Source organism: Desulfosporosinus youngiae DSM 17734, from assembly GCF_000244895.1.
Lineage (GTDB): Bacteria > Bacillota > Desulfitobacteriia > Desulfitobacteriales > Desulfitobacteriaceae > Desulfosporosinus > Desulfosporosinus youngiae.
The window spans coordinates 208,077-230,655 of record NZ_CM001441.1; the positions used below are offsets into that span (position 1 = coordinate 208,077).

Annotated in this window: 23 protein-coding genes; 20 read left to right on the forward strand and 3 right to left on the reverse strand. The window is 43.3% G+C overall.

Annotated features, from left to right (window positions below):
• The first annotated feature begins 5 nt into the window (after positions 1 to 5).
• From DESYODRAFT_RS01025 to DESYODRAFT_RS01070, 11 genes are all read left to right on the forward strand, one after another.
• On the forward strand, positions 6 to 1,382 hold the full coding sequence (locus tag DESYODRAFT_RS01025) for an FAD-binding oxidoreductase (RefSeq protein ID WP_007778259.1): 1,377 nt from the start codon (positions 6 to 8) through the stop codon (positions 1,380 to 1,382).
• A 21-nt stretch (positions 1,383 to 1,403) separates the two neighbouring features.
• Positions 1,404 to 1,565 (forward strand): hypothetical protein, encoded by a 162-nt coding sequence (locus DESYODRAFT_RS28565; protein WP_169315907.1) that lies wholly within the window; start codon positions 1,404 to 1,406, stop codon positions 1,563 to 1,565.
• A 175-nt stretch (positions 1,566 to 1,740) separates the two neighbouring features.
• Positions 1,741 to 2,088, forward strand: a complete 348-nt coding sequence (locus DESYODRAFT_RS01030) for a cupin domain-containing protein (protein ID WP_007778263.1) — start codon at positions 1,741 to 1,743, stop codon at positions 2,086 to 2,088.
• A 352-nt stretch (positions 2,089 to 2,440) separates the two neighbouring features.
• Positions 2,441 to 3,718: an ATP-grasp domain-containing protein gene (locus DESYODRAFT_RS01035; RefSeq protein ID WP_007778266.1), complete on the forward strand. Its 1,278-nt coding sequence runs from the start codon at positions 2,441 to 2,443 to the stop codon at positions 3,716 to 3,718.
• A 9-nt stretch (positions 3,719 to 3,727) separates the two neighbouring features.
• Positions 3,728 to 4,015, forward strand: a complete 288-nt coding sequence (locus DESYODRAFT_RS01040; protein ID WP_007778268.1) for a hypothetical protein — start codon at positions 3,728 to 3,730, stop codon at positions 4,013 to 4,015.
• 64 nt (positions 4,016 to 4,079) lie between these two features.
• Positions 4,080 to 4,976, forward strand: coding sequence for a succinate--CoA ligase subunit alpha (locus DESYODRAFT_RS01045; RefSeq protein WP_007778271.1), 897 nt, complete (start codon positions 4,080 to 4,082; stop codon positions 4,974 to 4,976).
• A gap of 68 nt (positions 4,977 to 5,044) precedes the next feature.
• Positions 5,045 to 5,929, forward strand: a complete 885-nt coding sequence (locus DESYODRAFT_RS01050; RefSeq protein WP_007778274.1) for an HpcH/HpaI aldolase/citrate lyase family protein — start codon at positions 5,045 to 5,047, stop codon at positions 5,927 to 5,929.
• A 139-nt stretch (positions 5,930 to 6,068) separates the two neighbouring features.
• A complete protein-coding gene (locus DESYODRAFT_RS01055; protein WP_007778276.1) occupies positions 6,069 to 7,325 on the forward strand; it encodes an NAD(P)-dependent malic enzyme in 1,257 nt (418 codons plus the stop codon).
• Positions 7,326 to 7,534: 209 nt separating this feature from the next.
• Positions 7,535 to 8,476, forward strand: coding sequence for an RluA family pseudouridine synthase (locus tag DESYODRAFT_RS01060; RefSeq protein ID WP_007778279.1), 942 nt, complete (start codon positions 7,535 to 7,537; stop codon positions 8,474 to 8,476).
• Positions 8,477 to 8,509: 33 nt separating this feature from the next.
• Entirely contained in the window at positions 8,510 to 9,310 is an 801-nt protein-coding gene (locus DESYODRAFT_RS01065) for a sugar phosphate isomerase/epimerase family protein (RefSeq protein WP_042339215.1), read from the forward strand.
• 269 nt (positions 9,311 to 9,579) lie between these two features.
• Positions 9,580 to 9,903, forward strand: a complete 324-nt coding sequence (locus DESYODRAFT_RS01070; RefSeq protein WP_007778287.1) for a nitrous oxide-stimulated promoter family protein — start codon at positions 9,580 to 9,582, stop codon at positions 9,901 to 9,903.
• On the opposite strand, the gene DESYODRAFT_RS01075 is transcribed toward DESYODRAFT_RS01070, so the two are convergent.
• Both DESYODRAFT_RS01075 and DESYODRAFT_RS01080 read right to left on the reverse strand, forming a co-directional pair.
• Positions 9,900 to 10,499 (reverse strand): NUDIX hydrolase, encoded by a 600-nt coding sequence (locus DESYODRAFT_RS01075; RefSeq protein ID WP_007778292.1) that lies wholly within the window; start codon positions 10,497 to 10,499, stop codon positions 9,900 to 9,902. The genes DESYODRAFT_RS01070 and DESYODRAFT_RS01075 overlap by 4 nt on opposite strands.
• 58 nt (positions 10,500 to 10,557) lie before the next feature.
• A complete protein-coding gene (locus DESYODRAFT_RS01080; RefSeq protein WP_007778294.1) occupies positions 10,558 to 11,778 on the reverse strand; it encodes an MDR family MFS transporter in 1,221 nt (406 codons plus the stop codon).
• A gap of 165 nt (positions 11,779 to 11,943) precedes the next feature.
• On the opposite strand from DESYODRAFT_RS01080, the gene rbr reads away from it, so the two are divergent.
• The 9 genes from rbr to DESYODRAFT_RS01125 all read left to right on the forward strand — a co-directional run bounded on the left by rbr (position 11,944) and on the right by DESYODRAFT_RS01125 (position 21,419).
• The gene (gene rbr / locus DESYODRAFT_RS01085; RefSeq protein ID WP_007778297.1) at positions 11,944 to 12,531 is read left to right on the forward strand and encodes a rubrerythrin; all 588 of its coding nucleotides are present in this window, start codon (positions 11,944 to 11,946) and stop codon (positions 12,529 to 12,531) included.
• Between the two features lie 150 nt (positions 12,532 to 12,681).
• Positions 12,682 to 13,869 (forward strand): M24 family metallopeptidase, encoded by a 1,188-nt coding sequence (locus DESYODRAFT_RS01090; protein WP_007778300.1) that lies wholly within the window; start codon positions 12,682 to 12,684, stop codon positions 13,867 to 13,869.
• Positions 13,870 to 14,097: 228 nt separating this feature from the next.
• Positions 14,098 to 14,406, forward strand: coding sequence for a hypothetical protein (locus tag DESYODRAFT_RS01095; RefSeq protein WP_007778304.1), 309 nt, complete (start codon positions 14,098 to 14,100; stop codon positions 14,404 to 14,406).
• 180 nt (positions 14,407 to 14,586) lie between these two features.
• The gene (locus DESYODRAFT_RS01100) at positions 14,587 to 15,057 is read left to right on the forward strand and encodes a CtsR family transcriptional regulator (protein ID WP_007778307.1); all 471 of its coding nucleotides are present in this window, start codon (positions 14,587 to 14,589) and stop codon (positions 15,055 to 15,057) included.
• A gap of 14 nt (positions 15,058 to 15,071) precedes the next feature.
• Complete coding sequence (locus tag DESYODRAFT_RS01105; protein WP_007778310.1) at positions 15,072 to 15,587, forward strand: UvrB/UvrC motif-containing protein; 516 nt, start codon at positions 15,072 to 15,074, stop codon at positions 15,585 to 15,587.
• Complete coding sequence (locus DESYODRAFT_RS01110; protein WP_007778312.1) at positions 15,577 to 16,638, forward strand: protein arginine kinase; 1,062 nt, start codon at positions 15,577 to 15,579, stop codon at positions 16,636 to 16,638. The genes DESYODRAFT_RS01105 and DESYODRAFT_RS01110 overlap by 11 nt, the downstream gene beginning before the upstream one ends.
• Positions 16,639 to 16,703: 65 nt before the next feature.
• Positions 16,704 to 19,145 (forward strand): ATP-dependent Clp protease ATP-binding subunit, encoded by a 2,442-nt coding sequence (locus DESYODRAFT_RS01115; protein ID WP_007778314.1) that lies wholly within the window; start codon positions 16,704 to 16,706, stop codon positions 19,143 to 19,145.
• A gap of 145 nt (positions 19,146 to 19,290) precedes the next feature.
• Complete coding sequence (radA, locus tag DESYODRAFT_RS01120) at positions 19,291 to 20,697, forward strand: DNA repair protein RadA (RefSeq protein ID WP_207636358.1); 1,407 nt, start codon at positions 19,291 to 19,293, stop codon at positions 20,695 to 20,697.
• A 230-nt stretch (positions 20,698 to 20,927) separates the two neighbouring features.
• Positions 20,928 to 21,419 carry a hypothetical protein gene (locus tag DESYODRAFT_RS01125; protein WP_007778319.1) on the forward strand — a complete coding sequence of 164 codons (492 nt, stop codon included), beginning with the start codon at positions 20,928 to 20,930 and terminating at the stop codon, positions 21,417 to 21,419.
• 46 nt (positions 21,420 to 21,465) lie between these two features.
• Here the strand turns inward: DESYODRAFT_RS01125 and DESYODRAFT_RS01130 are convergent, their stop codons facing one another.
• Complete coding sequence (locus tag DESYODRAFT_RS01130) at positions 21,466 to 22,569, reverse strand: aminotransferase class V-fold PLP-dependent enzyme (RefSeq protein ID WP_007778322.1); 1,104 nt, start codon at positions 22,567 to 22,569, stop codon at positions 21,466 to 21,468.
• Positions 22,570 to 22,579: the final 10 nt, after the last annotated feature.

Below are 22,579 nucleotides of genomic sequence, written 5' to 3' on the forward strand. Positions count from 1 at the left end.
TGAATATGTTAAGCCAAGCGGTTGTTAAGCGGTTGAAGGGAATTGTTGGGGAGAAAAACGTGGTTACAGATAAAGTTGGCCTGTTGACCTATGGTTATGACGGCACGTTATTATCTGGTCAAGCGTTAGGAGTCGTTTCTCCTCAAACAACGGAACAAGTCGTAGAAATCGTCAAATTGATGAACGAGCAAAATATTAAACTTGTCCCCCGGGGTGCTGGTACGAATGAGAGCGGTGGAACCATTCCTACTCAAGACTCTGTAGTGATTAGCTTTACTAAAATGACTAAAATTCATGAGATAGACACTGAAAACTTTGTAGCAGTCGTTGAACCTGGAGTGATCAATTTTGACCTTCAAGTTGAACTTGAAAAGAAAAAATTCTATTTTCCTCCCGACCCCTCCTCCTTTAAGGCCTCAACAATAGGAGGGAATGTTGGTGAATGCTCCGGTGGACCGAAATGCTTTAAATATGGGGTTACCCGAGATTATATCTTAGGTCTGGAAGTCGTTCTCCCGAATGGCAAAGTCATTCAAACGGGCGGGCGTAATTTCCAAAGTGAGCCGGGTTATGATTTGACTCGGATCATTGTTGGTGCGGAAGGAACTCTAGGATTGGTCACCAAAGTTTTCGTCCGTATCATACCGATGCCAAGAGCCAAGAAAACAATGCTGGCTATTTACGACAAAGTTGAAGATGCTTCTCAGACGGTTGCCGATATAGTTGCTGCCGGTATTATTCCGACGACTCTGGAATTGATGGATAATTTGCTTATCAATACGACTGAGGATTTTACTCATGCCGGGATTCCCCGTGACGCCGGAGCTGTTCTCATTATTGAGGTTGACGGATATCCGGAAGATATGGACGGGCAAGTTAAGACGATTGGTGACATAGCTAAAAAAATTGCCAAAGAATTTAAAGTTGCTCAAACCGCAGTTGAAGTGGATCAAATTTGGACGTCAAGGCGCAGTGCTTTCGGATCTGTTGCCCGCGTCAGACCATCCTATGGTGTTAATGACATTACGGTTCCGAGGAGTAATTTCCCAAAAGCGATTGGAGGAGTTCTTAAGGTAGCCAAGGATTTTGGTGTGACGATCGGAGTTGTGGCCCATGCCGGTGACGGAAATCTCCATCCGCTGATTCTTTTCGATCAACGGAATAAAGAGGAAACTGAAACCGTTCATGCTGCCGAGCAGGCGCTCTGTATGATGGCTCTTGATCTCAAGGGCACAATAAGTGGTGAGCACGGGATCGGACTCGTTAAGAAGGGGTATCTTCATTCCGAGTTTACACCCGTTGCTATGGAAGCCTTTAGAAAGATTAAGAGAAGCTTTGATCCGAGCAATCGCTTTAACCCAGGGAAGGTCATCGACCTATAAAGTAAGAAGAAAGACTTCAATTTGCAGATAGTAATTTTAGACCCAAAAAACCATGACGAAGCAGAACGAGTCTATACAGCAGAGAAATCTGTATGCGAGTTTGGGCTGGCTATCGATCTTTTGGTAGCGTGTGGATACAGCTCTAGTGCTTCTTACACTGGAGCTGTATCCTTACAGGCTTAATAAGAGTAGGTAGCTTCAAACAGCTATATTAAAAACGTGAATTTAATAGTTAAAGAAGCGGTAAACTAATATAAAGGAAGTCTTGGTGAGAAAGCTAAGAATCAACTTAAATTGTCGAAATTTTCAGTATACATAGATATTTACCCGTTGACTAACAATAAGTGGAGGTGAACTTATGGAAGACAGGGTCTTTAAACTTGATGATTTAGCACAGTTTGATGCAAACATACCCCAGAAAGTGATGGTTTATCAGACGGATAAAACCTTAGGTGCTATGTGGTGTTTAGAACCAGGCCAAGAAGTATTCCTTCATCAACACCCTAATGCCGACGATGTATGGATTTGCCTGGAGGGCGAGTCCGGGCTTTATTTTGCAGGAGAAGATCAAGAAGTAGAAATAAACAAAGGGATGGCAATCCTTGCTAAGGCGGGTCAAACACATGGCATGCGCAATACAGGGAAAGATCGGTTTATTTTCATTGGGATTGCTGGTCCGGTCCCTGTGGAGACAGTCAAGCTTTAAAAATGAAACTTAATTTCAAAATTACGAAAAATATTCAAATTATACTGTTGACTATTTAGCAAATAAGATGGATAATGGTCCTAAGGGAAAATGAAACTGGGTTTCACGATATAAAACAAATAATCGTCTCCCGGAAATTTTCCACTCCTCTTTGTAATTACTACTACTATGTGATAGGGAAGCAGCGTTTATAAGCCTCTCGAACTTGCAAGAATCTAAAGTGGAAGGGAGGGACGGTTCTCTTTTTACGATTTGGTACCGAAATTACTAGAGGGTTTATGTCTAGTACAATAACTGGTCTTCTCAGGGCGACCTAAAGTTGCAGAAAATTTCATTATGGAAGTGATAATGTATGGCAAAATTTCTAGAATTCCAAGGGAAAGAATGGCTTAGAAAATCAGGACTGCCGGTGCCACAAGGACGTGTAGCCTCTACTCCGGAAGAAGCCAAAAAGGTTGCAGAGGAGATTGGCAAGGCTGTTGCTGTAAAAGGACAGGTTCAAGCCGGGGGACGTGGTAAAGCGGGAATTGTGAAATTAGTTAATACTCCTGATGAGGCGGCAGCTGCTGCTGAAGAAATTCTTGCTAAAACCATCGGTGGAAATCCTATTAAACAGGTTCTTATTGAGGAAAAACTGGATATCAAAAAAGAGTATTATTGTTCCTTCGTAATCAATGGTGCCAGAGAAGCCCGTTCTCCAATGCTCATGTTTAGTGCCGAGGGCGGAATGGAGATTGAAAGCGTTCCTGAGGAATTACTATTCAAAGTCAATATTGATCCGATCAATGGTCTGCAAATATATGATGCGCTTGATGTCTGTGCCCGAGCTGGAATTCCCGCTCAAGATTTGAATAAGTTTGCAAGTTTCTTGTCAAAGCTTTCACAGGCTTACAAGAAATTAGATTGCCAAACGCTGGAGATAAATCCATTTGTAATGACGGGAAGCGGCAATTTAGTTTGCGCAGATTGCAAGATGGAAATTGACAATAGTTCGGTTGGACGTCATCCGGAGTTCGGTATCAAAATTGCCAGGGACCTGCCCGGCGCTCCTACAGAGTTAGACCTGATTGGCTGGAGTATTGAAGAGACTGATGCTCGCGGCACAGGCTTCCTCATGAATATGGGCTATGATGAGGTAAGCCCTGGTTATATTGGCTATCATCCCATTGGCGGCGGCTCAGCAATGATGGGGCTGGACGCTTTGAATCAAGTGGGCCTTAAGCCGGCAAACTATGCAGACACCAGTGGTAACCCAGTCGGATCAAAGATTTATCGTGTAGCCAAGAGTGTTCTATCTCAGCCAAATATCGATGGATATCTGCTCGGCGGTTTCATGATGGCCAATCAGGAACAGTGGCATCATGCTCACGCGATTGTTAAAGTACTCCAAGAAATTCTCCCAACTCAGAAACCGGGGCTGCCATGTGTTCTTCTGCTCTGTGGCAACAGGGAAGATGAATCACTGGAGATTCTCAGAACGGGTCTTGCGGATCTTATGACTCCTGATGGACCAGGCAAAAGAATCGAAATTTATGGTAAAGAGTATGTAACTGATACTAAATTCATTGGACAAAGACTCTTGGCTCTTAGTAAAGACTATCGAGCTGAGAAAGAATCTCAAGGAAAGTAGGGGAAACTTGTGCTGGAATTCGCAGAAAAAACTCTCACTGTCAAAATCGATACCAGCAAGTGTGATACATGTGAAACTAAGGCATGTGTCGACGCATGCAAAAAGTTTGCCAGAGGCTTGCTTGGGATTGATGACCAAGGCAGAGCTTCTGTCGCACACCGTGATGCGGAAGAGGTTTTGCGTCTCGGAACTGAATGTTTAGCATGTGAACTTGCTTGTAAGACCAAAGGCAACAATGCTATAACCATTGACATTCCTGTTAAAGGTTTGGATGAGTACCTTCTAAAGCGCCAATAGTCAAGGGCAAAGTTAGTATTATCGTCTGGATAGAACGAAGCAAAATGTTAAATGAGGGATGAAAATGGGCATTTTGATCAATAAGAGTACCAAGGTTATCGTCCAAGGGATCACAGGTCGGGAAGGGTCCGTTCGGACAAAATACATGAAAGAATACGGTACGAGAGTAATCGGAGGAACCAGCCCGGGAAAAGCAGGAGAACTGGTTCATGACATTCCTGTTTTTAACACCGTAAAGGAGATTGTCCGAGAACAAGGAGAAATCGATTTCAGTGTTATCTTTGTTCCGGGAAAAATCTTAAAAACAGCCGTTTACGAAGCAGTTGACGCGGGAGTTAAGAATATTATCCCTTGCGTTGAGGGCACTCCAATCCATGACATTATGGAAATGATAGCCTATGCAAAATCGAAAGGTTCAAGACTTCTGGGACCTGGGTCTATCGGAATAATTACGCCAGGTGAAGCTGTCGTAGGCTGGCTTGGGGGAAATAAAGAGTGGGCTAATAAATTCTTCCAAAGAGGTAATATTGGAGTTTTCTCTCGAAGTGGTGGTCAGTCGGGAACCATTCCCTGGTTGCTCAGAGAAGGCGGATTTGGGGTAAGTACCGTAATTCATACAGGGACAGAGCCGGTCTTAGGAACCTCGATGGCGGATTTACTGCCCTTATTTGAAGCGGACCCAGAGACAAAGGGTGTGGCAGTTTATGCTGAGATCGGCGGTACACAAGAAGAGGAGTGTGCTGAAGTTATTGCATCTGGTAAATTTACAAAGCCTTTTGTAATTTATGTAGCTGGTGCGTGGGCGCCTGCAGGTATGAGATTCTCCCATGCTTCTAATATCGTAGAACGTGGTCGTGGATCCGCTAAAAGTAAAATGGAAGCGGTTACAAAGGCTGGAGGGTTTGTTGCTGAGACTCCAACCGATATTCCATTAATCTTAAAAGAAAAAATTAAAGAGTAAGCTCACTAAGAATAGCTTTTCTAGGGTTACCTAGATTATATTTAAAAATTATTAGGGGGTAAAATAGTATGGCGATTATGAGATCTATTATGTATATTCCTGGAAACAATCCTAAAATGGTGGCAAAAGCTCCTGAGTTCCCGGCTGACATTATTACACTTGACCTTGAGGATTCTGTTCCACCGGCTGAAAAAGAAGCTGCTCGTAAAATTGTTGCCGAAAACCTCAAATATGCTGCCCAAGGTGGAGCACAAGTATTTGTACGTATTAATAACTGGGAAACAGAATTAACCAACGATGATTTAGAAGCTATTGTTCATGAAGGACTGCATGGAGTAACCTTAGCTAAAACAGGTTGTGCTGCAGACGTACAACGTCTGGATTGGAAACTTGAAGAACTTGAGCGTCGTCGTGGCTTAGAAGTAGGGTCAGTTAAGATCTCTATGCTTCTTGAAACTGCAAAGGGAATCATTAATGCAGCAGAGTGCTGCTTAGCAAGCAAACGTAATGTTAACGCTATTTTCGGTGCGGTAGACTATTGCCGTGATATGCGCGTTAAACTAACCAATGAAGGGGTAGAGCAGCAATACGGTCGTGCTCACGTGGCAGTTGCATGCCGTGCAGCTAGAATCATCGCTATTGATGCTCCTTTCGTAGACTTCAAGAATATTGAAGCTTTTGAAAGAAACGTAGCGGAAGGACGTCAAATGGGTTATGAAGGGCGTATGATCATTCACCCAGGACAAGTTGAGCCTTCCAATCGTATGTATTCTCCTGATCCTGCCGATGTTGAGTGGGCTACTGGCGTTGTGAAAGTGTTTGAAGAAGAGGGTATTGCTAAGGGTAAGGCCTCCGTTTCTTATAACGGCAAGATGGTGGATACCCCTGTTTATGAAAATGCTAAAGATATCTTAGCAGCTCAAGCTGAGATTGATGCTAAAAACGCTAAGTAAGACACTATTAACTGCACAATAATTGTTTGGTTACCTCTATAAATGAGGTGACCAAACAATTTCTTGCTTGTTTATTAAAATAGGTGTAGGATTTTCTTAGGTAAAAATTAGAAAAAGGGTTAAAAGGAGGAAGATGAACATGAGCCGTATTAAGGATCTTCGCGAAGAGGCCTTGGCATTTCATGCAGTGAAACCAGGTAAACTCGAAGTTAGGGTAACGTGTCCGGCACAAGACAGAGACGATTTGACTCTCGCTTATTCCCCCGGAGTCGCGGAACCTGTTAAGGAGATCGGCAAAGACATCGAAAACCTCGATATTTATACCAACCATGCCAACTTTGTCAGCATTGTTTCTAACGGTACGGCTATTCTTGGACTTGGCGATCTCGGGGCGGCTGCCTCCATGCCGGTTATGGAAGGTAAAGCTCTTCTCTTCAAAACCTTTGGAGATGTAGATGCCTTCCCGATCTGTGTCAATACTAAGGATGTTGACAAAATCATTGAGATCGTCGAATTAACGGCTCCTACGTTTGGCGGAGTTAATTTAGAGGATATTAAAGCTCCTGAATGCTTCCAAATCGAGGAAGGCCTCAAAAATCGCGGAATATTTAAAGGACCTATTTTCCATGATGACCAGCATGGAACGGCGGTTGTCACCTTGGCCGGACTTTATAATGCGCTTAAGGTTGTCGGCAAGAAAATCGAAGATGTCAAAGTTGTCGCAAATGGCGCAGGGGCCGCTGGAATCGCAATTATTAAACTCTTGATGAGCGTTGGTTTGAAAAATGTCATTATGTGTGACACAAAAGGAGCCATTTACGAAGGCCGGACAGTAGGTATGAATCCTTGGAAAGAACAAATTGCTGCGGCAACCAACCCGGATAAGTATAGCGGAGATCTTACCGGAGCACTTGTAGGTGCCGACGTGTTTATTGGCGTCTCAGCAGCAGATGTACTTAATGAAGATATGATTAAATCGATGGCCAAAGATCCTATTTGCTTCTGTCAGGCCAACCCAATTCCTGAGATCTGGCCGATTGAACGAGCTATCGAAGCAGGTGCCGCAGTTATTTCGACTGGTCGGTCTGATGTAATTAATCAAATCAACAATGTATTAGCCTTCCCTGGAATGTTCCGTGGCGCTATCGATGTTAGAGCAACTGACATCAATGATGCTATGAAGATCGCTGCAGCTAAAGCCATTGCGGATTGTGTCTCTGCGGAGGAACTTAATGCGAGTTTCATTATGCCTAGCACCTTGAATCCAGAGGTAGCCCCAGCAGTTGCAGCTGCAACTGCAAGAGCAGCCATTGAAAGTGGAATTGCCAGAAATCCCATTGATCCTGCCAGTGTAGCAGAAAACCTTAAAAAGAGATTAGCAAACCAATATAAATAATTAGTGCTTCTCTGACTAAAAAGGGCCATTAATATGGTCCTTTTTTTGCGTTGTCTTAAAGACTATAACTTATACTATAAGCTATGCAGAGATTAGAATTTGGGTATGATTGGTTTAAGGGCCGTAGGAAGAGTGGGGAGTTTATTGACCATTTTTATGGTAACTGATAGAATTTGCTTTGTTTAGTTATTTATGAGGATGTTTAGAAATTGGATAAAGGGGTAACTAGTATGCATACACCAAGTGGTAAAGCTAAGTTTAGTATGAATAAGGAAAAACGTAAATGTACTTATATTGAAGTAACCACACCCTCAGAGCTAATGAAGTTTTTAACGGAAGAATTTCCGGCTAAAAGCCGTAAAGATATTAAGTCGCTTTTAGCTCATCGTCAAATTTCAGTGGACAATGAAGTCATCACCCAATTTAATCATCCCCTCATAAAAGGGCAGCAAGTTGTGGTCAATTGGGCTAAAGTATTAATAGAAGAGCAGCCTCAAGGTCTAAATATTGTATTAGAAGATGACTATATTATAATCATTGAAAAACAGGCCGGACTGCTCTCCATTGCAACGGACACAGAAAGAGAGCAAACAGCTTATAGTATCTTAAGTGAGCATGTTAAGAAAAGGGATCCAAAGAACAAGATCTTTATCTTACATCGTCTTGATCGAGAGACGTCTGGGGTGATGATGTTTGCGAAAAGTGAGAAAATCCAGCAAATCATGCAAACGTCTTGGAAGGAAGCTGTTTTAGAGAGAACTTATGTGGTTGTTGTGGAGGGTACAGTGGGCAAGGAGCAAGGAACGATCACTTCTTGGCTGAAGGAGAACAAAGCGTTTATTATGTACTCCAGCCGCACTCCTAATGATGGTCAAAAAGCAATAACACATTATAAAGTCCTTAAGAAGAATAAACACTATTCTTTATTAGAAGTAAAATTAGAAACTGGAAGAAAAAATCAAATTCGTGTCCATATGAAAGATATAGGGCATAGTGTAATTGGGGACAAGAAGTATGGGGCGACAAAGCACCCTATTGCGCGACTAGGACTTCATGCTCGAGTTTTAGCGTTTAAGCATCCGATCACTGGAGAAGAGGTTCGTTATGAGACAGATATTCCGCAGGAATTCTTAAATCTGTTCAAACAATAGTGAAGGGATGGATTGTCGTTGGTGAATCAAAAGATGGGTCAGTATCCGCTGGGGATATTTTCGTGGTTTGGTTATATGCTTCCTTTTAAAGACAGAATTCGTCTGATCAAAGAAGCCGGGTTTACAGCTACTTCTATATGGTGGGAAGACGAAGAAATGCCATGGCCGATAAAAAAAGAGAGCATGCCTCAGTTAGTTAGGGATATGGGGTTAATTGTTGAGAATATTCATGTTCCCTTTAATAACTCGGGTGAGTTGTGGTCAGAGCAAGAATTGGAACGATCCCGAATGATTGAGAGCCATCTTCATTGGCTTGATGCCTGCGCAAAGCATAAAATACCCATCATGGTCATGCACTTGACAGAGGACGGCAATCATCCAGTTCCTAATACATATGGCGTAGAAAGTATGTTGCAACTCGTAAAAGCTGCCGAGAAGCTTGGAGTAACAATCGCCATAGAAAACACTCAAAGGAGTGACAATGTTCCCTATATACTTGATAAAATTCAATCGGAATATTTAGGGTTTTGTTATGATAGTTCCCATTATTTTTTAACGGATAAGCAGGATTTCCATCTGTTAGATAACTATGGGGGACGATTAGTTGCGACGCATTTGTCGGATAATGATGGGATAAAAGATCGGCATTGGCTTCCTGGACAGGGTATTATTAATTGGAATGAAGTAACTAAACACTTTCCCACAAAGTTTAGCGGTTATTTGACCCTTGAAGCTTATCCAACGAACGAAGAGCGTGAAGATTCGCCAGAGAATTTTCTTATGAAGGCGCATCAAAGGGTTACTAAGATTCGGGACTTATTAATTAAAGCTTAGGGTTTATTCATATAGGCTATGCAACTAAGACTCTCCAAAAGAAAAAACCGGGTTTACACCCGGTCTTTTGATACATTTTTGCCAATTTTATCAGAATCATGGGGGAAGGGAATCTTCTCTGTGTTATCTGGTTTACGCGATTTATTGTTAGTTTTCTTAGCCATTTCGTTTTTACCCCCTTTAGAGTTTCACAACTATAATCCCCTGATTTACTGATAACATGCATCGCGCAAACTAGATGATAAAGTGAGAAATGGAGTTGTTTCGGAATGTCAAGGTTAGAGCGTGAAAAATCAACGGTACAGATGATGATCGAGTTATACTGTAAAGCTCATCACCGCCCTGAAAGACAATTATGTTCAGACTGCCAGGAATTATTAGAGTATGCTATGACTCGTCTCTCTCATTGCAAATTTCAAGAAAGTAAACCAACCTGTGCTAAATGTACGGTGCATTGCTATAAACCGCAAATGCGTAAACGAATCCAAGAGATAATGCGTTATTCGGGTCCCAAGATGATATATACTCATCCAATTGCGGCAATAAGACACTTATTTGATGGAATGAAGAAGGAAAAGGAGGATAATAGCTAAATAGACCAGTTGGATGAGATTTGATAGAGAGTTGATAACCTGCCTATAAGATCCGCGTCCTTATTTAAGATGAGGCCCTGAGAAATAGAGCGACATGCCTGGATGGCACTCAGAGTCAACGAGGAGATCTTAAGGGTTCGACATTCTTCAAAGGTAAAGAACCCCAAATTACTGACTTCTTCTGGTTGAGCGTGAAGAGTTCCCTCAAGCAAGCTCATTTGAAAAATAATATAGGTGTCATGTTTTTCGGTTGAACAATTTGAAGGGCGATCTCGTAGGGCAATAATTGAAAGAGGTTTTGCCTTGATACCGGTCTCTTCTTGCATTTCGCGTACAATTGCATCCCCGATGGATTCTCCTTGATTCACATATCCTCCAGGGATCGTCCATATTCCTTTGCCAGGGTTGTGGGCACGTTGAACCAAAAGGACTTTGCCTTCGTTCCAAAGGATCCCTCCGACCCCGAGGGAGAAACTCCCCCAATCGATATAGGAACAGTTAGGACATGAGCTGCGAAGATGGTTGTCAATAGTCGACGTTTCCAGAGGTTCGGCACATACTGGGCAGAAACCATAAGGGACTGTGTAGTTTGACATAGTCATTTCCTTTCTAACAGTTAATCTGGTGAAGATTTTTTTAGCCGGGAGTTAAGGTTTAACATTCGATTTTGAGTTCTTTGGTCTCCTTTTCAAGAAGAAAGTTTTGAACAGCTTTACCGTAGATGAAGAAGATTATCGCTGACATGCCTAAAAAGGAAATTGCGAGCAGCCATACACTAGAGCCCCCGCCAAAGTCATACATTATTCCACCGAAAAAGGGGCCAATCATACGTCCTCCAGATGTAGCACCTCCGACAAACCCTTGATAAGCACCCTCTTTTCCCGGCGGGGAAATCTGAGCTGCGGCAGCAGGAACAGCGGGTAGAATAAGCATTTCTCCCAGCGTAATAATGAGCATCGCTAAAACATAGGTCCAATATGGAAACTTTCCTAACAGGATTATAAATCCAATAGTTAAGAGAAGTCCACCGAGGTAAAATTGACGTTTGAAGGAGCGGGCCCAAGTTTCAATTACTGAAGTTAAAAGAGGCTGTAACGTCACGATAAAAATACCATTGAGCGTCCAAAGCACGCTGTAAGAAACGAGAGAAAAACCGTACTGGGTCATTACAACAGGCAGAATCGTTACGAGCTGAACATAAGCGCCCCAGACAAGGAATATCCCCCCTGCTAAGGTTAGAAGCACTTTAAAGCTCTTGTCTTTAGTGATCTGCTGAGGTTGCTGTTTCGGTGATAACAAATGAGTGGGCGCGCTGCGTTCAGAAATACCGATGAGCACTAAGATCAGATAGATTAGGAAAGCGATTGCATTGAGAGAGAATACGAAACGAAACGAAGCCTGAGCAATAAATCCTCCGATGGCGGTACCGACCGCTACCCCCGCATTATTGGAGACATATAGAAGATTAAAGCCCCGGCGCCCACCTTCCGGCCAAACTGCATTTAACAGTGTATAAAGTGGAACGAAGATAAATGCTTGGGCTAAGCCAAAGAGTATAAGCGCAGGGGCGTAAACTCCCCAGATCGGTAGAATACCCATAGCTCCGAGGAAAAGAACTGCGCCAACAAGCCCGACAATCATTACTTTTCTGGGTCCATAGCGATCGGCTAAAAAACCACTCAAGATTTGACCAAGTAAAGAAACTGCGGATTGAAGGGCAAGAAGGGTGCCGGCTTCTGTCAAGGTGCGGTTTAAAACTGTATGCATAAAAAGGCTATTCAAAGGCCACATCAGAGAATTGCCAGTGGACTGTATAAATCCGCCAATAATTAGAATTAATACGGGCCGGGGAATATTTAAAGGTTTGAATTTCAAAATAAAGACCACCTTAAGTTTATTAAAACTAGCAGAAGGTCGCTGGCGTCTGTCAGTTTTTTTATGACTATGATAATTTGGCATTCGAATCGAATGAAAGCAAAACCTCTAAATAGGCATAAATAGCAGCCTATATGAGAAACTATTTGAAAAGGAGTGTGAAGCATGAAGTTTTCTGAAACCGAATCATTCAAAAATCTAAGTGATGCCTTTGCAGGCGAGTCTCAAGCGCGCAATCGTTATGCTTTTTTCGCTGGTGTGGCTAAGAAAGAAGGGTATCAACATATTCAAGCTGTTTTTGAGGAAACGGCTGACAATGAGAAGGAACATGCCAAGGTGTTCTATAAGTTGCTTGTTGCCCATACCCGGGAAGAAACTAACATTATACATGTGGATGCCGATTATCCGTTAGTTTATCAAGATACTTTGACGAATTTAAGAGCTGCGGCTGCCGGTGAAAGAGAAGAATGGGCAGAAATATATTCAAAGTTTGCCAGTGTTGCTGAAAAGGAAGGATTTGCAGATATTAAAAGAGCCTTTCAAACAATTGCTGAAATCGAGAAGCACCATATGACTCGTTTCGATCATTATGCTGATGAAATTCAAAGAGGAACCATTTTCAGAAAGGACACGTCAACTGTATGGAAATGCACAAACTGTGGCTATATCCACGAAGGCCCGGAAGCACCTGATGAATGTCCGGCCTGTGCACATCCTCAGGGATACTTTGAGGAACTGCCTGAGAACTATTAATCTATCCACATTTAAGACACCCACTCCTTCCAAGTGGGTGTTTTATAGTTTACTTCACTAGGTGGATAATTTAACTTGCAATTTCAAGGGATTATGAACATAATAGTAGCTATAAGATTCAGAATATTACACAAAATCGGAGGAGAGGGAATGAAAGTACCTGTAAAGGAATTAGAAAAACGAGTTGCCGATTTCCAGGTCAGTATGAAAACGAGGGAAATTGAAGGAGCACTATTGGTTCAACGAGCGGATACCCTCTATTATACAGGAACTGCCCAAAATGTTCATCTCTACGTTCCGGTTACAGGTAAGCCAATCGTTCTGGCCTATCGGGATTTTGCCAGAGCTCAGAAAGAAAGTTCGTGGGAAGTCTTACCCCTTAAAGGCATATCGAAAATCCCAAATAATATCCAGGAAGCTGGACTCCCCTTACCGGGAATACTTGGCTTAGAACTAGATGTTCTTTCAGTCAATCAATTTGAGCGCTATCGTAAAACATTTCCCAACGTTACTTTGGTTGATGTTTCTGCTGAGATCCGTCGACAGCGTGCCGCAAAGTCCGATTGGGAGTTAGCCCGACTCGAGGAAAGTGCGCAGATCTTACCTGCGGTATTAGAGTTTGCCAAGGAAATTCTTCACCCTGGAATGACTGAAGTTCAGCTTGAAGGGTTGCTTGAAAGTAAAGCTAGGGCGCTTGGTCACGGTGGTCATGTCCGAATGCGTGGTTTTAATTCGGAGTTTCATGTTGGTGCCGTCACTTCAGGAGCTCGGGCAGCAGCATCTGGCTGTTTCGATGGACCGGTTACAGGACAAGGCATCTCCATTTCCCATCCGAATGGTGCCTCTATGGTGCCGATTCAAAGAGGAGAACCAATCGTTGTAGATATGGTCACAGTGGTCCATGGCTATCAGATTGATCAAACTCGGATCTTGAGTCTGGGCTCTTTATCTGAAGAGCTGATTAAGGCCTATGAGGCAGCCAGGCGCGTCGAAGAGAAAATTCGTAGTGCCTTAATCCCAGGGAGAGTTGCAGGAGAAGTCTATGAAGAGATCCTGGCCTGGGTTCGTGAAAATACTCCTTATGAACATAATTTTATGGGCTATGGTACAAGTAGGGTGAGCTTTGTAGGGCATGGGGTGGGACTAGAGCTTGATGAGCTTCCGACTATCAGTAAGGGATCTAAAGAAGTGCTGAGAGCTGGAATGGTAGTGGCAATCGAACCTAAGTTCGTATTTCCAGGTATTGGAGCGGTAGGGATTGAAGATACGGTTGTCATTGAAGCTGAAAGGGGCGCCAGGTATCTTTCGTTCACTCCAAGAGAATTAATAGTTATATAAGCGAACTTGGTCGTCCAGGATAAATGATTGACTGTTCAATTAAGTTACGCACATTCATAAACCATAATGATGGAAGATATCGGTCTATATTGTAGAAATTTCAGGATAACGTCCCTGCACATGCTGCAGGGATTTTTTTCGTAGGCAGCGAATTCTCAGAATGGGTTAAAGTTTTAGATTTGGAAACCTTATCTTAATCGGATCGATCGAATACGGGTGGAGGAGACCATGAAAGAGAAATACGTTTGGCTCAGTCCCAAAGAACTTCAACTTATGCTTAAAGGCTCACTACAATGGATTGATATATTGCCCCGAGTTACCTCGTCCAGGGCTGGAATGCGCAAACTTAATGAATCATTAAACAAATCACCATATGAGCCAACCATTCCCAAGCCTGAACAAGTACAACTGGATTCATCAAAGGAAAAAAGAATTCATTCGAAAAGAATTGAGGGTCAGCCTGTAATTTGGCTGCTGGGCAGTGTTGGCTTTTTAACCCTATCCTCTTGGTTGTACTTTGTCTTATTTTCAAAGTAATTGTCAAAAAATAATTTGATTTTTTGGGAAGGAGCAAGCTTTTCAGGCATGCCCTTCCCAATTGATTTTTTTTATAAAAATCTTTGCAAAATCACTCAATTTTGGGTATCATATAATTAAGGTCAGGAAAGGTCAATAATTTGTATTCTAGAAATATTACGTGACAAGGAGACATAAGCAATGGGAAACCTAGCGGATCGCATTGAAGAATACTTGAAACAGATTCTAGAAAATACGTCAGAAGGATATATTGTGTTGCAACGTAGTGAACTTGCGGGTGAGTTTGCATGTGTTCCGTCCCAGATTAACTATGTTTTAGATACTCGTTTTACAGTTGAACGAGGGTATCTAGTCGAAAGCCGCCGGGGGGGCGGAGGATATCTGCGAATTATTCGCTTAGGGCTGGGAATTGAAGGGCAGTATCAACAGGTTATGCGTCAATTGATTGGAGAGCGGCTTTCCCGTGACCGATCGAATGCTTTGGTAGAACGGCTCTTAGATGAAGAATTAGTAACCCCTAGGGAAGCAGCACTGATTAAGAGCGTGCTTTCTGGAAACAATTTAAGTGGGGAATTCAGAGATTGGGACTCTTTGAGAGCTCGTCTCATGAAGGATATATTAACAACGTTAAGCCGGGATGATTTGGTGTAAAGGAGGAGTTAAGAATGCTTTGTCAACATTGTCAACAGAAAGAAGCAATTATGCAGTTGTTTATAACGGAAAACGGACAGACACGGGAGGTCTATCTTTGCGAGACTTGCGCTAAAAAAAGCCAACAAGTAAGTTTTGTTTTTCATCCTGCGATTGTACCGGAATTTTTGCAAGCACTTTTTGGTTTTAATGCTGCTGCAAAAGAGCAACCGATGGAGATGAAGTGTCCTAAGTGTGGAATTAGCTTTTCTAGAATCACCCAAGCCGGAAAGTTGGGGTGCAGTACTTGTTATGAAACCTTTGAAACTCAGCTTGAACCCTTGCTCCGACGTGTTCATGGCGGAGGGCAGCATGTAGGCAAGATTCCCGTCAGGCGAGGAGCTGAGATCAGAAATCGTGTGGAACAACGACAACTTAAAGAAAAGCTTAAGACCTTGATTGAGCAGGAAGCCTTTGAGGAGGCCGCTATCGTCAGGGATCAGATTCGCAAAATTGAGCAATCGACGGGAGGGGAAAAATGTGATTCGTAAGGAGCTACTTTTACAACAAAGTGCTTGGATGAGCGAAACCGATTCTCCGGTCGTTATCAGCAGTCGTGTGAGATTAGCACGTAACCTTGAGGATTATCCGTTTCCCCAGGGTTTGAACCAAGAAAGTGCCGATCAGGTTGAAAAAAATATTTCCCAGGTTTTGGGTGATATAGATGGGAATAATGAGAAACTACACTATATGCCCTTAACCGAGCTGAGTAATGTCGAAAAGCAAGTGCTTATTGAAAAGCATTTAATTAGCCCTAGTTTAGGCAGCACAACAGGTTCATGTGGTGTAGCTCTGAACTCTGATCATCGTTATGCTTTAATGGTTAATGAAGAAGACCATTTAAGGCTTCAAGTTCTTTTACCGGGTAATCAGCTATTAGAAACCCATCGCTTGGCTACAGCCTTAGATGATCGTTTGGAAGAGAAACTGGATTTTGCCTATAGAGAAAGTCAAGGGTACCTCACAGCTTGCCCTACAAATGTAGGGACGGGACTTCGAGCTTCAGTTATGGTCCACTTGCCGGGCTTGGCTATTACAAAGCAAGTTCAACAGGTTTTAGGCGCGGCTGCTCGGTTAGGTCTAGCGGTCCGAGGGTTATATGGGGAAGGTTCTCAGGCTTTCGGCCACATTTATCAAATCTCCAACCAGATTACCCTTGGAAAAAGTGAAGAAGATATTCTGACACATTTAGATGCGGTCACCAGACAGATCGTAGAGCATGAGCTTCAAGCGCGAGAACACCTCCGCCAGCAAATGCCTATACTTCTAGAGGATAAGGTCTGGCGGGCACGAGGTGCTCTGCAAAATGCACGCTTACTCTCTTCAGAAGATGCCATGCATCTTTTGTCCCATGATAGGTTAGGATCCGATATGGGAATATTGCCCAAGACTAAAGATTGCTTTGCCACGTTAATCGTCGACACCCGCCCGGGATGCCTGCAATACATCCTCGATCGGGAACTTGATCCCAGCAAACGGGACGAGGAACGGGCTCGAATGATACGAGAAAGAATGATTAATCTGCGCGCTTACTTTGATTGATCATTAAAATGCCTGGATTTCTCTGCTCTTAAATATAAGTCTACGAATAGGAAGGATGAAAGAATATGAAAGGACGTTATACTGAACGTGCCCAAAAGGTATTAGCGATAGCTCATAGTGAAGCCAAACGAATGGGACATCAAGTAGTAGGGACAGAACATGTTTTGCTTGGCCTGATTCAAGAAGGAGAAGGCATTGCTGCCCAAGCCTTAATAGCCATGAATTTAGACCTTGCTAAAATACACAGTCAGGTTGAACAAATTGCCGGAGTAGGTCAGCCTTTTAAAGGAGATGTTGGGTTTACACCCCGGGTTAAAAAGGTTTTAGAATTGGCGAATGAGGAAGCTCATCGACAAGAGGTTAATTATATTGGAACCGAGCATTTGCTTTTAGGCCTCATTATGGAAGGGGAGGGCATCGCAGCCCGTATTTTAGCGAACCTCAACGTAAGTCCTGAAAGGGTATGGAAACAAGTTATCAAATTATTAGGTGGAGAATTAGATGACTCAGCAATACCAACGCCTAGCTCTATTCCCGCTTCTAAGAACGCTGGCCCGGTGAATACACCTGCGCTCAATGAATTTGGCCGGGATCTTACGTTACAAGCACGCGAAGGACGCCTGGACCCCGTGATTGGAAGGGAAAAGGAAATAGAACGGGTCATTCAGGTCTTAAGCCGACGAACCAAAAATAATCCGGCCCTTATTGGAGAACCCGGGGTTGGCAAAACAGCCATTGCCGAGGGATTGGCCCAAGGTATTGTTAACAATAGAGTGCCGGAAATTTTAGTCAACAAACGGGTTATCACCTTAGATCTTTCGGCAATGGTAGCTGGAAGCAAATACCGTGGAGAATTTGAAGAGCGCCTGAAAAAGGTTATGGAAGAGATCCGTGCGGACGGGAATATCATACTCTTTATTGACGAACTCCATACCTTGATCGGAGCGGGAGCTGCAGAAGGCGCAATTGACGCTGCAAATATCTTAAAGCCTGCCTTAGCCAGAGGTGAACTGCAATGCATCGGGGCTACAACATTAGAAGAATACCGCAAATACATCGAGAAGGATACAGCCTTAGAACGTCGTTTCCAACCGATTACGGTTGGTGAGCCAACCGTAGAGGAAGCAATAGGAATCCTAAGCGGTCTAAGAGATCGTTACGAAGCCCATCATCGGGTGAAGATAACGGATGAGGCGATTGAGGCCGCCGCGCGTCTATCTGATCGTTATATTTCTGACCGATTCCTGCCGGATAAAGCGATTGATTTAATGGACGAGGCAGCATCACGTGTTCGACTCACTAGTTATACTGCTCCTCCGGATCTAAAATTACTCGAAGAAGAAGCGGAACGCTTAAAAAAAGAAAAAGAAGCAGCCGTTTCTAGTCAAGAATTTGAGAAAGCTGCCCAAATCCGGGATCAGGAACAGAAAGTTCGCAGTGAACTGGCTGAACAACGAGATGTGTGGCAAAATAAGCGCTATAAAGAAAATGTCATGGTTACTGGAGATGACATCGCCCAAATAGTGGCGAGCTGGACAGGAATTCCTGTTAAAAAACTTGCGGAAGAAGAAAGTGAGCGGCTGCTGCATCTTGAGGATCTTCTTCATCAACGGCTTATTGGGCAAGAGGATGCTGTGACCGCAGTGGCTCGGGCAGTACGCCGTGCCCGGGCAGGCCTGAAAGACCCGAAACGGCCAATCGGTTCCTTTATTTTCCTTGGGCCCACAGGGGTTGGCAAGACTGAACTTGGGCTGGCTTTGGCTGAAGGGATGTTCGGGGATGAAAAAGCCTTAATTCGCATTGATATGTCAGAGTATATGGAAAAACATGCGGTTTCCAGACTTGTGGGAGCACCTCCGGGATATATCGGACATGACGAAGGCGGTCAGCTCACAGAGGCGGTAAGACGAAAACCTTATAGTGTCGTTTTGTTGGATGAGATAGAAAAGGCACATCCTGAGGCCTTCAATATATTGCTCCAAGTCCTTGAAGATGGGCGTCTGACAGACACTAAAGGAAGAACTGTTGACTTCCGAAATACGGTCATAATTATGACATCCAATGTTGGATCCTCTTTCCTTAAAAAAGAAGCCATGGGCTTTGCTGCCAAAAAGGATGAAAAGACTGATTATAAAAATATGCGGGGACATGTTATGGAAGAATTAAAACGCTCCTTCCGTCCGGAGTTTTTAAATCGGATTGACGAACTGGTTGTCTTCCATTCCCTCCAAGCAGAACACTTGATGAAGATCTCAGAGATATTGGTTCGCCAAGTTAATAAGCGTCTGATTGAAAATGGGTTGGAGCTTCAGGTTGAGAAAAGTGCCATCGAATTGATTGCCAAGGAGGGGAATGATCCGATTTTTGGGGCTCGTCCTCTTCGTCGGGCCATTCAACGGCTGATCGAGGATGCTCTGTCTGAGAAAATACTCGAAGGAGAATTCAAAAACGGAGATCGGGTTCGTGTGGAAGCTGAAGAGGGGAAAATGAAGTTTTCCAAGATTTAAGCTAGTGTGGTAATGAAACAAGAATAATTGAGGAAAGCAGGGGCAATTTGCGAATTGCCCCTGCTTCATTAAAAATGAATATGCTATTTTTTAATAGGAGTGTTATTGTTAGGGTTTTGAATTCTTTATGGAAATGGGGTGTTGCATGAAGACCAAGGTAATTTATAGGTGTTCTAATTGCGGATCAGAAAGTCCTAAATGGTTGGGGAAGTGCCCAAAATGTGAGGAATGGAATACCTTCGAAGAGTCAGAGAGTCAACCCAGAATATCGGCTTCCCCGAGTAAGAGAAAGACTTATCCGAAGAAGCTATCTGACGTTTTAGCTGGCAATAGTGATCGTATTGTGACAAGCATCCGTGAATTTAATAGGGTTCTTGGAGGAGGTATCGTTAAAGATTCCATTATTATTTTGACAGCTAGGCCTGGTGCAGGAAAATCAACCTTGCTTTTACAGGTTGCGGATGATGTTGCCAAGAAGGGCTACAAGGTTTTATACGCTTCAGCTGAAGAGAGCGATAGTCAGATTAAAAATCGGTCCGATCGTATCCTGAATGGAAGCAAGAGCAACATATGGATTTATTCGGATACAAGTATGAATCATGTGCTGGCCTCTATGGAAGAGCTAGACCCTGATTTGATTATTATTGACAGCATTCAGACCTTTACCCTCGAAGAACATAATTCTCGTCCCGGCTCACCTATTCAGACCATGGAATGTGCCAACGAACTTTTAAAGGTTGCCAAAAATAGCAGCCGTCCCAGAGCGGTGATCATGGTCGGACAAATGACGAAAGAAGACGAAATAGCAGGACTTCGTGCCCTTGAGCATTTGGTTGATGCCGTATTAATCCTTAATGGAGAAAATGGAGAGGAATTAAGGGCAGCTTGGTGCTCCAAGAACCGGTTTGGCAGCACAGGGGAAATAGGCTTCTTCTCAATGACCGAACGGGGAATGCTATCCATTGATAATCCGTCTGAGTTCTTTATGACCCAAAGAGCAGAGGGGCAATCGGTTTCGGGCAGCGCCTTAACAGTGATCAAAGAAGGAACACGACCTATTATTGTTGAAGTTGAAAGTCTTGTCTCAAAGTCGTTTACTCCCTATCCATCCCGAATTGCGGAATGTTTGAGAAAAGATCAGTTAAATACTCTGATAGCTATTCTTGAGCAAAGAGGTAAAATTAGCCTCTACGATAAAGATGTCGTTATAAAAACGACGGGCGGATTGCAACTCAAAGAACAATCGGTAAGCTTAGCTATCATCATGTGCATTGTTTCATCGGTAAAGGACAAAGCGATCCCTAATGATATCGTTTTTGTTGCGGATGTAGGGCTAACAGGAGAACTGAAAAAGGTACCTGCTATTGAAGCTCGAATACGTGAAATCGACAGGATGGGGTTTAAGCGCGTTTATGTTGCCAAGCATACCGTCAAGGATACCTCTAGATTTAAGAATGTCGAAATTATTGAGCTCAATACCTTGTACGATGTTATTTTGGCTTTGAATATGAAGGTTATAAGCAAGACGGAAACAGTGATGACACAGTTCTAAAGATAGTAGATACATCTTAACTTCAAGACAACTAAGCCAGATCGTCATAACGTCTGGCTCATTTGATTCGTCCGTATGGATATAGTTCCCAGACCTATCATTTGATTTATATTCTTGTAAAATAGAATATGGATATATATAATTAGTAAGTAATATAAAATCATTATTAAACAATTATACAGATTGTCAGTCAACGTCTTATAGAGTCTATTCTTGAAGGAGGGTTCTCATTGAATTACCAATTATTAAAAACTTCTTCACAGGAGACCAGGAATGACTATCTAAGGCATGAACTCGGAGAAGAAAAGTGTGAGATATTAGACAAGTACCAATTGACAAGCAACACCCGTCTTTACTGGGAACGGCACCATGAGCACCAGCCTGTACAAGAATACTTCAGCCATAAATTTGCCAAGAGATCATCTCCTTTAGGCATGATCTTTTACATCTATAAACTTTGCTACGCTAAAGTTAAGTATTTTGATCAAAACTGGCAGGATTTCGCACCATGCATCTACAATTGGAAAAGCGGATTGTTTGAGGAAACAAAACTGTCAAATATGGAATTTATAAAACACTCAAGATCCGGTATTCTTATTGATTTGAGAAATTTGGCTAAAATTAATCGATATGAAGATTTTTTAGCGCTTTGCTGCTACCTGGAGAACATTAGGGAAACCGGCGGAAGCAGGTCGTTACTTTTTCAAAATATGGCTCTATGAAATCATTATAAGTAAGTGTGTCCATGAAAATTTGGTATTTATTCCATTATCGGTTAGCCAAAGTACGAACGGCGTCGATAGCGAATTGAGTCTCTTCCCGTGTGTTGAAATGCGAGAAAGAAAACCGGACGGAGCCTGACAGGCTGAGCCCATTATGGATCAATGGTGCACAATGGGCTCCCGCGCGCACCGCGATGCCATACTTCTCAAAAAGCTGAAACGCTACTTGAGCGGAATCATATCCCTCGATATTAAGAGAGACTATGGGTGCACGGAGAGGCGCAGCTAAATCGCCGTATAGTGTGACTCCCGGAGTATCTTCAAGCGAATGTGCAAACAGGCGTGCCAATGTATCTGCCTGGTTATGAATGGTCGATAGTCCGGCGGATTGTAAATATTGTACGCCGGCTAACAGTCCCGCGATCCCGTGTGCATTTTGTGTACCGGCTTCTAGTGCATCGGGTAATTCCTGGGGATGTTTGTAGTCGAAGGAATGATGGCCGCTTCCTCCAACATATAAGGATTGAGGCATGTAATTGGTCCCTAAACAGAGCCCGCCGGTGCCTTGGGGCCCGAAGAGTGATTTGTGGCCTGTAAAGCAAAGTGCTGATATATTTTTCATATCGATAGGCAAAAGTCCGGCGCTTTGTGAGGCGTCTACAATGAAGTGCACACCACGTGCTGTACATAATTCACCGATGGACTGGATGTCGAATACGTTGCCTGTGACATTGGAAGCATGTGTATGTACCACTGCCTCAGTATCTGGCCGGATGGCAGAGGAAATTGCATCTATCGAAATACATCCTAAGCTGTCACAAGGAACAATGGTATAATTTTCATGCCTGTAAATGGGTCTCAGTACCGAGTTGTGCTCCGCGGCGGTTGTGACAATATGTCCCTTGATTCCGGAAATGGCAATGTTTAAGGCGACAGTGGCATTGGGTGTGAATACAACGCGCATAGGGTCACTAAGCCCAAAGAGCGAGGCTAATGCTATCCGTGCTTCCATCAACATACGGAGGGCGTCAAGAGCTGGTGTGTGTGCTCCGCGTGAAGCGTTGCCAAACGTATCCATGGCCCGCAAAACGGCTTTCTTGACGCAATCGGGTTTTGTCAGGGTTGTAGCGGCGTTGTCCAGATAAATCATTTTTTCTCCA

What these genes read in the sequence shown, in the direction of transcription:
- DESYODRAFT_RS01025 (WP_007778259.1), top strand. Translation starts at nt 6, where the DNA reads ATGTTAAGCCAAGCGGTTGTTAAGCGGTTGAAGGGAATTGTTGGGGAG.
- DESYODRAFT_RS01030 (WP_007778263.1), top strand. Translation starts at nt 1,741, where the DNA reads ATGGAAGACAGGGTCTTTAAACTTGATGATTTAGCACAGTTTGATGCA.
- DESYODRAFT_RS01035 (WP_007778266.1), top strand. Translation starts at nt 2,441, where the DNA reads ATGGCAAAATTTCTAGAATTCCAAGGGAAAGAATGGCTTAGAAAATCA.
- DESYODRAFT_RS01045 (WP_007778271.1), top strand. Translation starts at nt 4,080, where the DNA reads ATGGGCATTTTGATCAATAAGAGTACCAAGGTTATCGTCCAAGGGATC.
- DESYODRAFT_RS01050 (WP_007778274.1), top strand. Translation starts at nt 5,045, where the DNA reads ATGGCGATTATGAGATCTATTATGTATATTCCTGGAAACAATCCTAAA.
- DESYODRAFT_RS01055 (WP_007778276.1), top strand. Translation starts at nt 6,069, where the DNA reads ATGAGCCGTATTAAGGATCTTCGCGAAGAGGCCTTGGCATTTCATGCA.
- DESYODRAFT_RS01065 (WP_042339215.1), top strand. Translation starts at nt 8,510, where the DNA reads ATGGGTCAGTATCCGCTGGGGATATTTTCGTGGTTTGGTTATATGCTT.
- DESYODRAFT_RS01070 (WP_007778287.1), top strand. Translation starts at nt 9,580, where the DNA reads ATGTCAAGGTTAGAGCGTGAAAAATCAACGGTACAGATGATGATCGAG.
- DESYODRAFT_RS01075 (WP_007778292.1), bottom strand. Translation starts at nt 10,499, where the DNA reads ATGTCAAACTACACAGTCCCTTATGGTTTCTGCCCAGTATGTGCCGAA.
- rbr (WP_007778297.1), top strand. Translation starts at nt 11,944, where the DNA reads ATGAAGTTTTCTGAAACCGAATCATTCAAAAATCTAAGTGATGCCTTT.
- DESYODRAFT_RS01090 (WP_007778300.1), top strand. Translation starts at nt 12,682, where the DNA reads ATGAAAGTACCTGTAAAGGAATTAGAAAAACGAGTTGCCGATTTCCAG.
- DESYODRAFT_RS01095 (WP_007778304.1), top strand. Translation starts at nt 14,098, where the DNA reads ATGAAAGAGAAATACGTTTGGCTCAGTCCCAAAGAACTTCAACTTATG.
- DESYODRAFT_RS01100 (WP_007778307.1), top strand. Translation starts at nt 14,587, where the DNA reads ATGGGAAACCTAGCGGATCGCATTGAAGAATACTTGAAACAGATTCTA.
- DESYODRAFT_RS01105 (WP_007778310.1), top strand. Translation starts at nt 15,072, where the DNA reads ATGCTTTGTCAACATTGTCAACAGAAAGAAGCAATTATGCAGTTGTTT.
- DESYODRAFT_RS01115 (WP_007778314.1), top strand. Translation starts at nt 16,704, where the DNA reads ATGAAAGGACGTTATACTGAACGTGCCCAAAAGGTATTAGCGATAGCT.
- radA (WP_207636358.1), top strand. Translation starts at nt 19,291, where the DNA reads ATGAAGACCAAGGTAATTTATAGGTGTTCTAATTGCGGATCAGAAAGT.
- DESYODRAFT_RS01130 (WP_007778322.1), bottom strand. Translation starts at nt 22,569, where the DNA reads ATGATTTATCTGGACAACGCCGCTACAACCCTGACAAAACCCGATTGC.